Source organism: Pyxidicoccus trucidator (assembly GCF_010894435.1).
Lineage (GTDB): Bacteria > Myxococcota > Myxococcia > Myxococcales > Myxococcaceae > Myxococcus > Myxococcus trucidator.
In genome coordinates this window covers 67,165-83,393 of record NZ_JAAIXZ010000029.1, presented here as the reverse complement: position 1 = coordinate 83,393, position 16,229 = coordinate 67,165, and the positions used below count along the sequence as shown (strand labels likewise).

Here is a 16,229-nt window from a genome sequence, read left to right as displayed (position 1 = left end):
GAACGGCATGGCTGCGAACGCTCGGTGGAAGGGCCTCCCGTGGGTTGTCGCGACGGGAGTCCTCGTGGGACTTGCCGTCCTCCTCGCCGTGCTCTTCCGGAACCCGGAGCCGTCGGCCCCACTCTCGCCCGCCCCCACCGCCGCGCCCGCGGCCCCGGTGGCGGCCCTCCCGGCCGGTGCGCCCCCGCCCACTCCCGCCGCGCCCACCCCCGGGGTGGGGAGCAGCGGCACGGGCCTCCTGCCGCAGCCGCCGTCCTCTCCGGACGACGAGGCGCCCCAATTGCACCCCGTGGACCTCACGGCGCTGCGCGCGAAGCTGCCGGACAACCTCTACTGGTCCCTGGGCGCGCCCACGCAGGACCCGGAGGTGCTGAAGCGGCGCGACGAGGACACGCGGCGCTGGAATGACCTCTACGGCAAGGTGCTGTCGGGCATGGCCACCGAGGAGGAAGTCCGCCAGTACTACGCGCACCGGCGCCAGGTGTCGGAGGACCTCATGGTGTTCGCGAGCACGGTGCTGGCGGACTACGGGGACCAGCTCCCCGAGCAGGAGCGGGGCCTGTACGAGCTGAGCCTCGACATGCACCGCACCAAGCTGTCGGAGCTGCCGCGCCAGGAGCAGGAGGCGCTGACCCGCCGGGAGGAGCAGGCACAGCGCCGCGAGGCCTGGCGCCAGGGCCAGCAGCAGCCCTGAGCTTCTCCACGGCGGCGGGGCCCCCTCCCGGGCCGGGGCCTGGCGCGGGTGCCGCGTCCGGCTCGCACCCCCGGCGTCCGCCGCCTGCCTGCCGGAGCCCGGGCGCCCGCCCGCTCGCCCCTCCGCCCGGCCTCGCGCCTGAGTGTTGGGTGTCGAGCAGTCGCCCGGCTGGCTGGAGTGGGGCGCATGGGAGGGAAATGTTAAGCGTTGGAAACGACTTCCGTGGCCCGCACCCTCCTCGACCGCGTGGAACAACCCTTGACCGGACAGGGCTTTGCCAGTGCCGACCCCCGTGGGCCGGACCTGGCGGGCATCGACACCGTCCTCCTCGACCAGCTGCCGGAGAGCGTCGCCGTCTGTGCGCCGGACGCGGTGTGCCTCTACGTCAACCCGGCCATGGAGCGGGCCTTCGGCAGGCCGAGGGCGGACGTGCTGGGCTGTGTGCTGTGGGAGCTGTTCCCGGACACGCTGGTGGGCTCGGTCCAGGAGCGCTTCCGCCGGGTGCTGGAGACGGGCGTCTCGGAGGAGTTCGAGTGCCACTTCGTGGTGCGGGAGCGCTGGTTCGTGAAGCGGCTCTTCCGGGGCCACGGCCGCATCTACGTCTTCTCCCGGGAAATCACCGCCGAGAAGAAGCAGGAGGCGACGCTCCGGGGCCTCTATGACGAGACGCGCCGCGCCCAGCGCCACGCGGCCTTCCTGGCGCAGGCCAGCGCCGTGCTGGCGTCGTCGCTGGAGCAGGACCAGATTCTCGAGCGCATGGCCCACCTCGCCATCCCCACCCTGGCGGATGGGTGCGCCGTGGACGTGCCCGGGCCCGACGGGCAGGTGCGGCGCGTGGCGGTGGCCCACGTCCGGCAGAGCATGGTGGAGCGCACCCACGCCTTCCACGCCCGCTACCCCATCCGCATGGACGACGCGGCCGGCATCGGCAGGGTGCTGCGCGACGGCGTCACCGAGTTCACCCCGGAGGTGTCGCCCGAGCTCCTCGAGCAGGCGCTCGCGCATGACGCGGAGCGGCTCCAGGCCACGCGGGAGCTGAGCGTCCGCTCGTACATCTCCGTGCCGTTGATCAGCCGCGGCAGGGTGCTCGGGGCGCTCTCGCTGGTGAACACCGAGTCCGCGCGGCGGTACACGCAGGCGGACGTGCGGCTCGCGGAGGACCTGGCCCGGCGCGCGGCCGCGTCGCTGGACAACGGCCGGCTCTACACGGAGGCGCAGGACGCCATCCGCGCGCGGGACACCTTCCTCTCCGTCGCCTCCCACGAGCTGAACACGCCGCTCACCTCGCTCACCCTCAACGTCCAGGCCCTGCGACGGGACTTGGAGCCGCGTGCCACGGGCGGCTCCCCTCCAGAGGCGCTCGCCACGAAGGTGCATGCCGTGCAGCGGCAGCTCTCCCGCCTGTCGAGCCTGGTGCGCGAGCTGCTGGACGTGTCCCGCATCACCGCCGGCCGGCTGCGGCTGGAGCGCGAGGACCTGGACCTGGCGGCGCTGGCGCGGGAGATGGTGCCGCGCTTCTCGGAGGACCTGGCGCGGGCGGGGTGCGAGCTTCGCCTGGACGCCCCGGGCCCCGTGACAGGCCACTGGGACAGGCTGCGGCTGGAGCAGGTGCTCCAGAACCTCTTGTCCAACGCGATTAAGTACGGCCGGGGGCGGCCCATCGACGTGCGGGTGGGCGCCGACGGCGAGCGCGCCTGGCTGTCGGTGCGGGACGAGGGCGTGGGCATCGACCCGCAGGGGCAGACGCGCCTGTTCCAGCGCTTCGAGCGGCTCGCCAGCGAGCGGCACTACGGCGGGCTGGGCCTGGGGCTCTGGATTGTGAAGCAGATTGTCGACGCGCTGGAGGGCCGCATCCGGGTGGAGAGCGCGCCCGGCCAGGGGTCGACGTTCACCGTGGAGCTCCCGCGCCAGCAGGCGGCATGAGGTGCGAGCGCACGCCGGAGGACACCACCCACAGCTGGTGTGACGTGCGGGTAATCGCCACGTGCAGGCGGCGGCGCGACTCGTCGTCCACCGGGTAGGCGCGCGCCGTCACGTCCGGGAGGATGACGTAGTCGAACTCCAGGCCCTTCACGCTGCCCACGTCGGTGACGTCCACGCCGGGCTCGAAGGTGAACTCCCCATCGCTCACCTGGCGGGCCCACGGCATGTCCGCGACGACGCGGTAGACGGCCTCGGCGGACTCGGGGCTGCTGGCGATGACGCCCACCGACGCGTGGGGCTCGCGGGCGACGAGGTCCCTCAGCGCCTCGCCGATGAACAGCTGCGCCTGGGCCTCGTCCGGGAAGTGGTGGAGGCCCACGGGCGCGCCCGGGCGGCCGGCGTGCGCGGAGGCTTCCGGCGCCTGGGTGCCGAGCACCTGTCGCGCCAGCTCCACCACGGGCTGGGGGCAGCGGTAGGACACCTGGAGCCGGCAGGTGGCGGCGTCGCGGATGTCCAGCTCGTTGAGGACGGCGGGCCACCCCGCGAAGCCGGCGTCCGTCTGCTGCATCTCGTCTCCGGCCAGCGTGCAGCTGCGGCCCTTGCCCAGCAGCCGCCCCACGACGAACAGCTCGAAGAGGGAGAAGTCCTCCGCCTCGTCGAGGACGGCGTGCGCCAGCCGCTCCAGGCCCAGCGAGGTGTGCTGCGCCTTGAGGAACATGAGGATGGGCAGGTCGTCCAGGTCCACCGTGCCGGCCATGGCGTACGGCGTGTCCTCCTCAATCGCCTTCCCGTCCACGGTGACGAGCCTGTCCGGGTCGGTGATGTCCTTGAGCTCCTTGGACAGGGGCGTGGCGTGCTGCAGGCGCGTGTGCTCCATCGTCTCGTCGATGGCGGTGCGCGGCAGCTCGCCCCGGGCGGCGCTCACCACGGTGTCCAGGAAGTGCCGGTCCAGGAACGCGTCAGCCAGCCGCGTGCGCAGCCGCTCCAGCGTCGTGCCCGCCGCCGTCTTCGGCACGCCGATGCGGGCGGCCAGCGCGCGCCGCAGGGTGGGGTGGCGCTTGAGTCGCGACACCAGCGGCGGCGTGTCGTGCCACAGCTTGATGCCGGGCAGGTTGAAGGCCTGGCGCGCGGTGGCCAGCAGCCAGGAGTCCCGAGTCTGCACCGCCACGCCGCCCAGGCCGAGCGGCGCCAGCAGCCGGCGCGACAGCCGGGCCAGGCCCTCCTCGGGGACGATGAGCTTCATCCGCGCCTGGGGGTACGTCTGGGGCTCGTCGAAGGCAATCTTGGCGAGCCGGTGCAGGGCCACCGTCGTCTTCCCGCTGCCCGCGCTGCCCAGCACGAGCAACGGCCGGTCCGGCCCGGTGCTGACGGCCTCGTACTGCTCGGCGTCCAGGAGGGCGGTGACGCCGAAGGCATCCTCGCTGCGCCGCGCGCCCTTGCCGGTGCCGAGGAACTCGGGCCGCGCGGCCGTGCCCGCGCCGCCGGACTGGAGCGTGGCGATGTCGAGCCCCACGCTGTGCCAGGTGCCGTCCTGCGCCCGCTCCAGCACCAGCGGGCCGGAGAGGATGCGTGTCAGCACGCCGCGCTCGATGACCACCAGCCGGCGCGTCTCCACGGTGCCCTCGGCCAGCTGCTCGCCGAAGTACTCCTCGTACGAGTCGCCCTCCTCGTAGGAGTAGAAGACGCGGGCCACGGGGGCGAAGCGCCAGTCGATGATGCGCACGCCGGCGCCCACGTCCGCGAAGCTGGTTCGGCCCAGCAGGTAGTCGCGGGGGCCGGCGGCGCCGTCCAGGCGCAGGTGCGCGAAATAGGGGGCCTGGGAGTCCGGCAGGCGCGCGGTCTCCTGGCGCTCCATGAGGGAGCGCAGATGGTTCATCTCCGTGAAGATGTGGGGCAGGTCCGCGACGGAGGCGCTGGCCGCCTCATCGCGGAGCACCTGGAGCTGGGCGACCAGGCCCCGGGTGTCCACGCCGCCGCTGGCCTTGCGCCGCGCCGTCTCCAGCGTCGCCTGGACGCGGGCGAGCAGCGCCTCCTCCTCGGCGATGACGGCGCGGGCGTGCTCCGGAAGGGTGCCATGGGCGTGGCTCATGCGCGGCAAGGTGAACCCTGACGGCGTGCAGGTCAACCCGTTGTTCTTCCTCGGAAAGTTGCTACTTTAGGGGTACTCGACAGGAGCGGACATGCGGCGCCTCACCCCTCGACTGGCGCTGGTGGTACTGGCGTTGCTGGCATGCTCGGCCTCCAGCCCGCGCACCGTCCTCTACGAGAAGCAGTCGCCCTACACCTTCATCTCGGTGACGGAGGACGTCGAGGGCCGGCGCTATCTCCAGTTCGACAAGACGGGCGCGCTACAGAGCGTGGTGCGGCCGGGGCGTCCGCTGGATTTGGAGCTGCCCTACACGCGCGTGTCGATGGTGGGGCTGGCCTTCGTGCCGGAGCCGAAGCGCATCCTGGTGGTGGGCCTGGGCGGTGGGGCGATGCCCATGTTCCTGCGGGCGGTGGTGCCCGGGGCGCACATCGACGTGGTGGACATCGACCCGGACGTGGTGGACGTGGCGAAGCGCTTCTTCGGCTTCCGCGAGGACGAGCACCTGCGCGCGCACGTGGGTGACGGCCGGGGCTTCGTGGAAGCGGCGGGCCCGGCGTATGACCTCGTCTTCCTGGACGCGTACGGGCCGGACAGCATCCCCGAGCACCTGGCGACGGTGGAGTTCCTCAAGGCGGTGCGGGCGCGGCTGACGGAGCACGGCGCGGTGGTGGGCAACGTCTGGGAGTTTCCACCCAACCCGCGCTTCGACTCCATGGTGCACACGTGGCACGTGGGCTTCCGGCAGCTGTACACGTTCGACGTGCGGGGCAGCGGCAATCGCATCCTCGTGGGACTGTCGCGCCCGGAGACGCAGGCGCGAGCGGCGCTGGAAGCGCGCGCGGAGAAGCTGGAGCGCGCGAAGTCGATACCGTTCGACCTGAGCGAGCTGGTGGTGGAGGGCTACGAGGATGCGACGCGCCGCAAGCCCCGGGGCTCGGTGCTGAAGGACGCGAACCTCCCGAAGCCCAAGCAGGCACCCGCACCCGCACCCGCACCCGCACCCGCACCCGCACCATCGCCCACGCCGGCATCGGCGCCAACTCCAGCACCGTGAGCAGGCAGAGCGCCTGGAAGGGCCGACTCTTCTTCGGGCCCCGGCGGCTGCTCTACGCCGGCCCGCTGGGCGAGACGCGCCCGCACGCGCACCACACCTTCCAGCTCCTCCTGTCGCTCGGGGAGCCCGTCGTCTTGCGGGACGCCCACCAGCGGGAGGCACCCTGTCACGCGGCCGTCGTCCCTCCGGACGTGGAGCACACAGTGGTCAGCATGGCGCCCGCCGGGGTCATCCTGCACGTCAACCCGGATGACGTGGTGGGGCGCCAGCTGCGCACGCTCGCCATCGGCACGGACGTGGAAGCCTGGCGGCACACCGGAGCCCCGCTGCTGTCCCACGGGCTCCCCGCGCTGCCACGGCGCTGGGCCGACGCCGAGGCGCTCGAGCAGTCCATGCTGCGCGCCCTCCAGGCCGACGCGGGGCAGGCCCCGCCCGCGCATCCCGCGGTGAAGAAGCTGCTGCGCCTCCTGCCGGAGCTGCTGGAGGAGGACGTGCGCCTGTCCGCGCTCGCGCCGCGCGTGGGGCTCTCGGCCGGGCGCCTGTCGCACCTCTTCGGCGAGGAGGTGGGCCTGCCGCTTCGGCCCTACGTCCTCTGGCTGCGCCTGCGGCGTGCGGCCGAGCACCTCCAGCGCGGGGCCACCCTCACGCAGGCGGCGCACGCCGCGGGCTTCACCGACAGCGCGCACCTGAGCCACGCCTTCCGCCGCACCTTCGGGCTCGCCCCGTCCGAAATCGCCGGCGTGGTGGACTGGGTCCTCCCGCCTCCGGAGTAGCGAGTTCTTACAAGCCCGGGGCTGCCTCCCGCGCGAAGGTGAGGGCACTGCAACCTCTCGGGAGGAAGTCATGCCCATGAAGCCGAAGCTGCGCGCCGCCTTCGAGGCGGAGCTGCGCGAAGCCCACCAGTCCGAGTCCCAGGGAGACGTGGCCCGTGCCTGGCGCCACCTCGAGCGGGCCCATGTGCTCAGCCAGGCCTATGCGGGCCCGCATGTCCGCGTGCACTGCCGGATGTTTGGCTTCGGGTGGCGGCGCCACGACGTGCGCGAGCTGCTGGGGCAGCTCGCCAGAATCCTCGTCGCCGGGCCGGGCTCGTGGCTGGGCCGGGCGCCGCTCGGCAACACCGGCGGCGCCAACGTGAGCATCCTCACGCCCATGCCCATCCCCGAGGACTTACGGGCCCTGCTGGACGCGTGAGCGCCGGGGGCCGGGCGCGCGTCAGTCCCCCGGGTTGAGGAACAGGTTGACGACCGGGTCGTTGCTGGAGTTCCAGCCCAGCACGCCGACGTACAGTCCCCGGCGGCCCCCGGTGTCGGACTGCGCGTCGAAGCCGGATGGGCAGGGGCTGCTGCCGCACAGCCAGCCGTGGAAGAAGATGCGCTGCCCACCGTCGAGCGCCGCCGCGATGTCCCCGCCGCCGGGGCCGCAGACCCCGTCCGTGCTCCCGGGGGTGAGCAGCGTGTGCTGGGTGACGGTGTTGAAGGCGTTGGTGCCCAGGCCGGGGGCCCGCATCCAGACAGTCTCATAGCTGCACTTGTTGTAGGGGCCGCGCGAGGCGAACAGGATGTAGGCGCCGCCGCGCTTCACGACGACGGGGTTCTCGACGATTCGGTCCGAGCGGAGCAGCTGGCGGCTGGTGGCGTCGCTGGCCACGTGGGTGCCGGCCGCGTTGAGGCGGACGATGCGCAGCGACGACGGCAGCTGCTGCGTCTTGTAGAGCAGGAAGCGCGTGCCATCGCTGTCCTTGAAGCCGGACGGGTCGATGACGCCGGCATTCGTGATGGGCCGGTCCGGGACGGTGTCGTCCGCGGTGGGGGTGTTGGCCAGCCCCGGGCAGACCAGCGGCCCGCCGGCGACGGGGGTGAACGGACCCAGGGGCGTGCTGGCGGTGGCCGCTCCAATGCAGCGCTGGCCGCTGCCCAGGCCGTCGACCGGTGCGGCGAAGTAGAGCACCCACGCGTTCGCGCTGATTCGCTCGAGGTCCGGGGCCCACATGCCGCCGCCCGTGGCCCAGGAGGGCTTCTCGGTGAGGGCCGGGCCCTGGGCCGTCCAGGGCCCGGAGGCGATGTCGCCCCTGGCCGAGGGGACGAGGCTCCCGGTCGCCATGCCGTAGAACTGGCCGTTCTCGCTGACCGCGGAGGGGTCGGGGAACCCGTTGGTGGGCGCATAGACTGGCTTGGGTGGGGCGGCCAGGGCGGGGATGGCGCTTCCCAGACACGCGGCGAGGACGACGGCAGCGCTGGACGCGCGGCGACTGAGTGGCTTCATGGGTTCTCCCAGGTGGGGTGTCAGCTGCGGTGCATGGAAACCCTTGGAGGGAAGTGCCTCCCCGAAATCTCACTCAAAATGAAACTCCATATTCTTTGAGATGCTTGCGGGTCCGCGCCCTCCGAGGAGCATGTGGGCACGCGTTGAAAAAGGAGGGTTGTCGATGCGGTATGGGCTCGTCGCCGGGGGTGCATTGCTCCTGCTGCTGGCGTTGCTCGGCGTCGCCCTCGCGCCCGGGGGTTCCGATGGACGAGGAGCGTCCGCGGAGGCGCGGGCTGCTGACACCGATACGGGCTCGGGCTCCTCGGCGCCGGACCCGACAGCCAGCGAGCACACCACGCGGAGCGGATGGGCCCGGGATGCCGGCGCGGCGGCCCATGGTGAGCGGGTGCTCGAGCCGCTGAGCGAGGACGCCTCGGGAGCCGACGTCGAGCTGGAGCCGGCGGGCGGGCTCCACGTGCGGGTGGTGGGGGCCCGCTCGGGCCGGGAGCTCGAAGGCGCGAGCGTCCAGTCTCCCGCCGCACCGGAGGTCCGCTGGCGCGAGGAGGGCGTGGGCCACTTCCGGACCGCTCCGCTGCTGCCGGGCTCGTATGCCCTCCTCGTCCGGGCGCCGGGCCATGGGGCCGTGCAGCGCACCGTCACGGTGGACGTGGGCGCCGAGACGCAAGTCGAGGTCGCGCTGCAGCAGGAGAGCGTGCTGGCGGGCCGAATCCTGGGCCCCGAGGGGCTCGGGCTGGAGGGGGCGCGGATTGAGCTCGTGGGGCCAGGGCGCGGCGGCGCGGAGGAGGTGCGCACGGGCGCGGATGGGCGCTTCGAGGTGCGTGAGCTCGCGGAGGATACCTATGACTTGCGCGTCGAGCGACCGGGGTACCTCTCCGTGTCGCGAGAGGTCCGGCTGCCGAGGACCGAGCCGCTGGAGCTGCCCCTGTCGCCCGCGGCGGCGGTGGCCGTGAAGGTGTACGGCACGCGCGGGGCGCCCGTGGAGGAAGCGTCTGTCTCCCTCACGCTGGTGGGTGAGGGGCGCGGGGAGACGGTGCGGGAGCAGGGCACGGACGCCCGGGGCGACGTCCAGTTCGGTGGGCTCGTCCCGGGCAGCTACCTCGCGCAGGCGCGTGCCCCGGGCTACCTCACGTCCGAGCCCCTCCCGGTGGAAGCGTGGGACGAGGAGGCCGTGCCCGTCACGCTGATGCTGCGCGAGGGCCTCACGCTGTCCGGCCGCGTCCGGGATGAGCGGGGAGCGCCGGTGGCCGAGGCGGAAGTGGGCGTCCTGGAGGAGGGAACGAGCGTGAGCAGTGCCCGCACGGATGTCCAGGGCCGCTTCACCCTGTCAGGCCTGCTCCCGGGACGCCTGCGGCTGCGGGTGGAGAAGTTCGGCCATGCGACGCGAGACGCGGAGGTGCAGGTGCCCGCGACGCAGGTGGAGCTGCTGCTGGAGAGCTCCGCCGCGGACGATTGAGCGCCTCCCGGGAAAGCCCCGGGAGGCGCCGGCGCCGTCCTCAGTTCTTCAGCTGCGAGCGCTTCAGGACCTTCGTGGAGACGGTGACGCCCGCTCCGGTGATGCTCGAGCGCTTCTGGGGGTTGTTGATGACCTTGAGGGTGACGGTGGGGTCCGCCAGCGTCGTGTTGAACTCCATGATGCCGAAGCTGTATTCGGCCGGGTCGGCGCCGACGCCAATGCCGGATGAGGTGAGCTCCCACAGCGGGTAGCCCCCGGTGGGCGTGCGCTGGGTGACCTGGCTTCGGTGGATGTCACCCGTCACGAAGAGCACCCCGCCAATCTTGTTGTTGGTGATGTAGTCGAACAGCGAATCCCGCTGGCTTCCCCAGCACTCGCTGCCCAGGGTGGAGCCATTCACAATCACCTTGAAGGTCGCCTTCGAGGCCAGCAGCTCGGTCTTCAGCCAGGTGAACTGCGTCGCGCCGTACATCTTCGGCGAGTACCCCGCGGGCATGGACCTGGGGCAGTCGCGTCCCCAGCGGTCATCCATCATGAAGAACTCCACGCCGCCGGCCCCGCTCCCATCTCCGGCCCAGGTGAACTTGTGGTGGATGCCGTCTCCGACGAACGGGGGATGGGGAAAGAGGGCCGCGTACGTCGAGCGGGCGATGTCCTTCTGGGCGAAGGTGCCATCCTCGTCGTTCGGGCCGTAGTCATGGTCATCCCAGATGGCGTACGTCGGGAAGGCGCGGAAGACGTTCGAGAACTCCGGCACATTGCGCTGCTGGAAGTACTTGAACCAGTAGTGGTCCTTCGTCGGGGGGGTCTGCGTCGTGTACATGTTGTCCCCCACGAGCATCTGGATGTTGGCCTCTCCGGTGTTGAGCTGCTCGTGCAGGATGTCGAACGAGGGTTGGCTCAGGTTCTTCTCGCCGTTCATGCAGGACGCGACGCCAACCTTGAAGTGCGCCGGTCCATTCGGCTCGGTCCTGAAATAGAAGCCACCGCGCTCGCCGGTGAAGCCCGAGGCGAAGATTCCATAGTGGTACCGGGTGTTGGGCTTCAGGCCATCGACGACGCCCTTCCACGCGCGGAAGCCGCCTCCGGTTCCCGAATCCGTCATCTCCACCGTGGACACCCAGCACGTCTCACAGGCGGACGCCTCCCGGGCGCGCAGGGTCAGCTTCTCACCGGCGGCATCCCCGAAGGAGTCCGAGGTGCCTACCCAGATGCTGGCGCCGGTCTGGAAGGCACGGCCCACGAAGGGGACGCGCACGAGGGGCGCGGCGAAGGCGTGCGCGACACTGGGAACCACGAGGCCGATGGCTACGAACGCTCCCAGCAGCACGCCGGGCACGGAATTCTTTGTCATTGTCATTTTCCTCAGCGCATCCCCTTCTTCGGGAGGGATGCCGCTCGCGGGGAGGTCTTCTCCCGCGCAAGAGAGGGCTCGCCCCTGCCTGTCGTCTTAAAAAAGAAATATCCCTTCTTTTTTGTCCCGCCCCCTGGCCAGCCTCTTCGGAACCAGGGCAACTTCAGACACGGCGGACAGCAGCGGTCCTGCGATTGAAACCGGAGGATGGGATGAACGCGCCAAGACCCGCCGCACCGGAAGCACTGACGCGACGAAGTCTCCTCAAGCGAGGGCTCTTCGGGGGAGCGCTGCTGGCACTGGGCGGCAGCGCGGTGCTGGCCTCGCGGGACGGGCTGTCGCTCCCGCTGCCTCCAGAGGGGCTCCGGGTGCTGGGCGCGCGCGAGTACGCCGCGCTCCAGGCCCTGGCCCGGCGCGCCTTCCCGCCGCGTCCCGGCTGGCCGGATGCGGACACGGCGAGCGTGGCCTTCACGGCGGACGGGTTGCTCGCGCGGGGAGACCCGGCCGTCGCGAAGGAGGTGAAGGAGCTGCTCGGCCTCTTCGACAACGCGCTCGCCGGCTTCCTCTTCGCGGGCCGCGTCACGCCCTTCTCCCGGCTGTCCCCCGAGGCGCAGGACGCCGCCTTCGAGGACTGGAGGACGTCGCGACTGATGCTGCTGCGCACCGGGCACCATGCGCTGCGCACGCTGGTGTACAGCGCCTACTACATGCACCCGGCGACGGCTGCGGCCGCGGGCTACCTCGCGCCGGAGGGCTTCCATGACGCGAACGCGGTGCCCTGGAAGGGCGAGGGCCCGCGCCCCGCGCCGCTGACGCAGAAGGAGGGCTCCACGCCATGAGCGGCCGCATCTTCACGGGGGATGAGCTGACCGAAGACCGTGTCGTCACCTGCGATGTCTGCGTGGTGGGCAGCGGGGCGGGCGGCGGGGTGCTGGCCCATGAGCTGGTGCGGCGCGGCCTGGACGTGGTGATGCTGGAGGAGGGCGGCTACCGCACCCGCCGGGACTTCGACCTGAAGGAGGCCACGGCGTACCCGGCCATGTACCAGGAGCTGGCCAACCGGGCGACGGACGACCTGGCCATCAGCATCCTCCAGGGGCGCACCGTGGGTGGCGGCACCACCGTCAACTGGTGCGCCAGCTTCCGCACCCCGCCGGAAATCCTCCAGCGCTGGCGCGACGTGCACGGCGTGAAGGGGCTGGACGAGGCCACCCTCGCGCCGCACTGGGACTGGCTGGAGGAGCGGCTGCACATTCGCGACTGGCCCATTGAACGGGCCAACCGCAACAACCAGCTCCTCTGGGAGGGCCTGGGCAAGCTCGGCTACAGCCGGGGCACGGTGAAGCGCAACGTGAAGGCCTGCGCGGCCCTGGGCGCCTGCGGCCTGGGCTGCCCCACGGACGCGAAGCAGTCCATGCTGGTGACGCTGATTCCCGACGCGGTGGAGCAGGGGATGCGCCTGTTCGCCAACGTCAGCGCGCGCAAGCTGGAGCTGGAGGGAATGCGCGTGACGGCGGTGCACGCGGACGTGCTGGACCCGCGCACGGACCGGCCCTCGGGCCGTCGGCTCACGGTGAAGGCGAAGGTGACGGCGGTGTGCGGTGGGGCCATCAACTCCCCGGCGCTCCTGCTGCGCAGCGGGCTCACCGCGCGCGGGCGCGTGGGCAAGCGCCTCTTCCTGCATCCGGTGGTGGTGTCCACGGGCCGCTTCCGCGAGCGCGTGGAGGCCTTCTACGGCGCACCGCTCACCGTCTACTCGCGCGAGTTCATCGACCGGGGGCCGGGGAAGCTGGGCTGGCTCCTCGAGGTGCCGCCCATCCACCCCGTCCTGGCCTCGGTGACGATGCCGGGCTTCGGCGCCGCGCATCAGGAGATGATGGAGCAACTGCCCTACGCCAACGCCCTCATCTCCATCACCCTGGACGGCGTGCAGCCCGGCGACGAGGGCGGTACGGTGGCGCTGCGCGGCGAGCGCGAGTACTCGCGGGTGAAGGTGGAGTACCCGCTCACGGACTTCCACTGGGAGGGCTTCCGCGAGGCGCTGAAGGTCTCCGCGCGTCTGCAATTCGCCGCGGGCGCGGAGCAGGTGCTCAGCCCCCACTCGTCGCCGGTGGTGATGCGGAGCGAGCAGGACGTGGGGCTGTTGGACAGGGCGCCCTACGCGCCGCTGCTGTGTCGCGTGGCCAGCGCGCACCAGATGGGCGGGTGCGCCATGGGCGGCAGCGCGAAGACGAGCGTGGTGGACAGCACGCTGCGCTACTGGGACGCGGACAACCTCTTCGTGGTGGACGGCTCGGTCTTCCCCACCGCGCTGGGCGTCAACCCCATGGAGACCATCCTCGGCCTTGCCCACTGGGGCAGCCAGCACGTCGCCGCCGCGGTGGGCGGGCGCGTCTGAGCCGGGCTCCCTCATGGCGCAGCCCTGATGCCTGACGCCTCCTCGCCTGGTCTGCGTACTTCCAGGCGAGGGGGAGGCGGGGCGGCCACTCCGCCTCGGCGGACTGCCTACCTTCCTGCGAGCGAGGACCCATCAGGAGGGCAGGCCGCATGAGGTGGCAGGGAGGACGTCGCAGCTCGAACATCGAGGACCGGCGGGGCAGTGGCCTGGGCCGTCCGCTGGCGGTGGGCGGCGGGGCCGCCTCCATCGTCGTGGCGCTGTTGGTGATGCTGCTCGGCGGAGACCCCTCGGACGTGGTGTCGGGGGGCGGCGGCTACCAGGACCCGGGCACGGGCGGCTCGGGGCAGCCGGTGGACCCGAGGCAGGACGAGCTGAAGGACTTCGTCTCCGTCATCCTGGCGGACACGGAGGACACCTGGCCCGGGCTGCTGCAAGCCGAGGGGGTGACGTACCAGCAGCCGCGCCTGGTGCTCTTCACGGACCTGGTGCAGTCGGCGTGCGGCACGCAGGAGTCCGCGGTGGGCCCCTTCTACTGTCCGCCGGACCAGCGCGTGTACCTGGACCTGGGCTTCTTCGACGAGCTGGACCGCCGCTTCGGCGCGCCGGGTGACTTCGCGCAGGCGTACGTGGTGGCGCACGAGGTGGGGCACCACGTGCAGAACCTCCTGGGCATCTCCGACCAGGTGCACGCGCAGCGAAGCCGCATGTCCCAGCGCGACGCCAACGCGCTGTCGGTGCGGATGGAGCTGCAGGCGGACTGCTTCGCCGGCATCTGGGCGCACCACGCGCAGAAGCAGCGCAAGGTGCTGGAGGAGGGCGACGTGGAGGAGGGCCTGGGCGCGGCCACGGCCATTGGCGACGACACGCTCCAGCGCCGAGCACGGGGCCGCGTGGTCCCCGAGTCCTTCACCCACGGCTCCGCCGAGCAGCGCGTGGGCTGGTTCCGCCGCGGGCTGGAGCAGGGGACGCTGGCGGCGTGTGACACCTTCAACGCTGCTGGCTCGCGAGGGCGCTGAGCCGGTTGGCGTTTCCACCCCACTCCGGGCTTGAATGGTGGGTGCGGACCTTGCTCCGCGCTCACCTGCCTCGGAGGGGGACATGCCAGCACCCAGGGCCCTGTTGTGCGCGGCGCTTGCCGTCAGCCTCCTTGCGGCTCCAGCGGCGGACGCGCGCTTCGGCAAGCGCGGCACCCCTTCGGACGCCCCGAAGGACGAGCCCCATGAGGCCACCGCCATCGGCACCGACGATGACGATGACGACGACGACGACGACGACGAGGAACCCTCGAAGGAGGGGAGCCACTCGTCCTCGGACTCTGACTCGGACGGAGCAGGCTGCTGCGCCAGCGCCGGGCGGGGGCTGGGCGAGGAAATCGTGGGCGGGCTGCTCCGGCTGATGCTGGAGGGACTGGTGTACGCCATCGCCACCAACGGCACGCACCTGGAAGGAGAGCCGGAAGCCACGCTCGTGCCCCGCGAGAGAGGAGAGCGCCGGCACGCCGCACCGCTGTCGCTGCGCATGGGCGTGCAGGGTGTGCTGCCGGCGGGTGAGGCCCGCGGCATGGACCTGTACTTCGGCCTGGAGGGGCGGCGCTTCGGCGTGGCGGCGAATGTCGTCCGGCTGGCGCTGCCCGCCGACGACGGGACGGAGGGGGTGGACCGGCTGACGCTGGTGGAGGCGCACGTGAGCCACTCGCTCCACGTCGACGAGCGGGTGCGGGTCCGCGCGGAGGCGGGGGTGAGCACCGCGAAGGCGCCGGACGTCACCCTGGTGGGGCCCAGCGTGGCCGTCTCGGTCGAGGCGTGCGTGCTGGGGCCGCTGGACGTGGAGGCGCGGGCGCAATTCACCCCGCTGCCCTACCGGCAGCTCGACGGCACGGCGGGACTCGCCCTGCACCTGGGGGGCTTCGTGCTGCGAGGCGGCTGGCGAGGCCTCTTCCTGGACGACCTGGGCGTGGTGGACGGCATCGCCCACCAGGACCGCCTGCACGGCCCCTACCTCGGCCTGGGCTTCGCCTTCTGAAGCTCCAGGACCGGGAATCCCCAGGGGTGGCGGCCACTTTCCGTTGCCTTGACGATTCGTCCGCCATAACGGATATTGGAGTCAGGAGGCCCCCAATGAGCGCAGCGGTCATCGACCTGCAGGACTTCCGCAAGAAGCGTGAAGCCGAGCAGTGTCAGATGATGCGCCCCGCGCCGGTGCGGCCCTGGATGCCCGTCTGGGTGTGGGTAGTAGTCTGGCCGGTATGAAGTCGGTTCGGGAGAACACGGGTCGGCGGAAGACAGACGCTCCAGAGCGCGGCCCCCGCGAAGCGAGGGAGCCGGAAGCGGCGCCCTCGCCCCGGCCGCCCGCTGAGCCAGCGCCCGCCTCCCCGGCGGCCCCCGCGGACCCGGACAAGGCGTGGGCCTACGAGGTGGCCTCCGCCGACGCGGACCAGGACCTGGCGCCGGTGGTGGGCAAGAACCTGCGCCGGCTGCGCGGCCAGCGAGGGTTGTCGCTGGAGCGGCTGGCGAAGGCGTCGGGTGTGAGTCGGGCGATGCTGGGGCAGATTGAGCTGGGGCAGAGCGCGCCCACCATCAACGTGCTCTGGAAGATTGCCCGCGCGCTGGACCTGCCCTTCTCCGCGCTCATCAGCATGACGGGCGGAGCGGGCACGCGGGTGATGCGGGCGCGGGAGGCCAAGCGGCTCACCTCGCACGACGGCGGCTTCGTGTCGCGGGCGCTCTTCCCGTTCGACGAGCCCCGGCGGGTGGAGTTCTACGAGCTGCAACTGAAGGGCAACAGCGAGGAGCGGGCCGAGCCGCATCCACCGGGGACGCTGGAGAACCTCATCGTCACACACGGCGCGCTGGAGCTGGAGGTCGGCACGGAGCGCCACCTGCTCACCGCGGGTGACGCCATCCTGTTCGAGGCCGACAAGCCCCACGTCTACCGCAACGTGGGGCCGGACGAGCTGCGCATGTATCTGGTGATGACGTACGCCGAGGAAGTCGGCTGAG

General features: G+C 71.8%; 15 protein-coding genes. 12 read left to right on the top strand and 3 right to left on the bottom strand.

Translation table 11 applies throughout. The annotated features are described in order from the left end of the window. Positions 1-64: 64 nt before the first annotated feature. A complete protein-coding gene (locus tag G4D85_RS45670; protein ID WP_240359908.1) occupies positions 65-694 on the top strand; it encodes a hypothetical protein in 630 nt (209 codons plus the stop codon). 222 nt (positions 695-916) lie between these two features. Continuing rightward, positions 917-2,617 carry a PAS domain-containing sensor histidine kinase gene (locus G4D85_RS45665; protein ID WP_164020902.1) on the top strand — a complete coding sequence of 567 codons (1,701 nt, stop codon included), beginning with the start codon at positions 917-919 and terminating at the stop codon, positions 2,615-2,617. Here the strand turns inward: G4D85_RS45665 and G4D85_RS45660 are convergent. Next, positions 2,583-4,706: an ATP-binding domain-containing protein gene (locus tag G4D85_RS45660; protein ID WP_164020900.1), complete on the bottom strand. Its 2,124-nt coding sequence runs from the start codon at positions 4,704-4,706 to the stop codon at positions 2,583-2,585. The genes G4D85_RS45665 and G4D85_RS45660 overlap by 35 nt on opposite strands. 91 nt (positions 4,707-4,797) lie before the next feature. Here G4D85_RS45660 and G4D85_RS45655 point away from each other — a divergent pair, with 91 nt between their 5' ends. The 3 genes from G4D85_RS45655 to G4D85_RS45645 all read left to right on the top strand — a co-directional run bounded on the left by G4D85_RS45655 (position 4,798) and on the right by G4D85_RS45645 (position 6,951). Next, the gene (locus tag G4D85_RS45655) at positions 4,798-5,760 is read left to right on the top strand and encodes a spermidine synthase (protein ID WP_164020898.1); all 963 of its coding nucleotides are present in this window, start codon (positions 4,798-4,800) and stop codon (positions 5,758-5,760) included. Continuing rightward, a complete protein-coding gene (locus tag G4D85_RS45650; protein ID WP_164020896.1) occupies positions 5,757-6,533 on the top strand; it encodes a helix-turn-helix transcriptional regulator in 777 nt (258 codons plus the stop codon). The genes G4D85_RS45655 and G4D85_RS45650 overlap by 4 nt, the downstream gene beginning before the upstream one ends. 76 nt (positions 6,534-6,609) lie before the next feature. Further along, positions 6,610-6,951: a DUF3703 domain-containing protein gene (locus G4D85_RS45645; protein WP_240359907.1), complete on the top strand. Its 342-nt coding sequence runs from the start codon at positions 6,610-6,612 to the stop codon at positions 6,949-6,951. Positions 6,952-6,972: 21 nt separating this feature from the next. Here the strand turns inward: G4D85_RS45645 and G4D85_RS45640 are convergent, their stop codons facing one another. After that, positions 6,973-8,022 carry a glycoside hydrolase family 43 protein gene (locus G4D85_RS45640; protein WP_164020892.1) on the bottom strand — a complete coding sequence of 350 codons (1,050 nt, stop codon included), beginning with the start codon at positions 8,020-8,022 and terminating at the stop codon, positions 6,973-6,975. A gap of 163 nt (positions 8,023-8,185) precedes the next feature. Here G4D85_RS45640 and G4D85_RS45635 point away from each other — a divergent pair, with 163 nt between their 5' ends. Next, positions 8,186-9,478 carry a carboxypeptidase-like regulatory domain-containing protein gene (locus tag G4D85_RS45635; RefSeq protein ID WP_164020890.1) on the top strand — a complete coding sequence of 431 codons (1,293 nt, stop codon included), beginning with the start codon at positions 8,186-8,188 and terminating at the stop codon, positions 9,476-9,478. Between the two features lie 40 nt (positions 9,479-9,518). Here the strand turns inward: G4D85_RS45635 and G4D85_RS45630 are convergent, their stop codons facing one another. Beyond that, on the bottom strand, positions 9,519-10,832 hold the full coding sequence (locus tag G4D85_RS45630; protein WP_164020888.1) for an alkaline phosphatase D family protein: 1,314 nt from the start codon (positions 10,830-10,832) through the stop codon (positions 9,519-9,521). Between the two features lie 212 nt (positions 10,833-11,044). On the opposite strand from G4D85_RS45630, the gene G4D85_RS45625 reads away from it, so the two are divergent. From G4D85_RS45625 to G4D85_RS45605, 6 genes are all read left to right on the top strand, one after another. Further along, positions 11,045-11,671 carry a hypothetical protein gene (locus tag G4D85_RS45625; protein ID WP_164020886.1) on the top strand — a complete coding sequence of 209 codons (627 nt, stop codon included), beginning with the start codon at positions 11,045-11,047 and terminating at the stop codon, positions 11,669-11,671. Next, positions 11,668-13,230 carry a GMC family oxidoreductase gene (locus G4D85_RS45620; protein WP_164020884.1) on the top strand — a complete coding sequence of 521 codons (1,563 nt, stop codon included), beginning with the start codon at positions 11,668-11,670 and terminating at the stop codon, positions 13,228-13,230. Before G4D85_RS45625 ends, G4D85_RS45620 begins: the two co-directional genes overlap by 4 nt. A 149-nt stretch (positions 13,231-13,379) precedes the next feature. Next, positions 13,380-14,246: a KPN_02809 family neutral zinc metallopeptidase gene (gene ypfJ, locus G4D85_RS45615; RefSeq protein ID WP_164020882.1), complete on the top strand. Its 867-nt coding sequence runs from the start codon at positions 13,380-13,382 to the stop codon at positions 14,244-14,246. An 82-nt stretch (positions 14,247-14,328) separates the two neighbouring features. Next, positions 14,329-15,252 carry a hypothetical protein gene (locus G4D85_RS45610; protein WP_164020881.1) on the top strand — a complete coding sequence of 308 codons (924 nt, stop codon included), beginning with the start codon at positions 14,329-14,331 and terminating at the stop codon, positions 15,250-15,252. Between the two features lie 95 nt (positions 15,253-15,347). Next, complete coding sequence (locus G4D85_RS50535) at positions 15,348-15,479, top strand: hypothetical protein (RefSeq protein ID WP_256445442.1); 132 nt, start codon at positions 15,348-15,350, stop codon at positions 15,477-15,479. Beyond that, entirely contained in the window at positions 15,476-16,228 is a 753-nt protein-coding gene (locus G4D85_RS45605) for a helix-turn-helix domain-containing protein (RefSeq protein WP_205525999.1), read from the top strand. The genes G4D85_RS50535 and G4D85_RS45605 overlap by 4 nt, the downstream gene beginning before the upstream one ends. Position 16,229 lies beyond the last annotated feature (1 nt).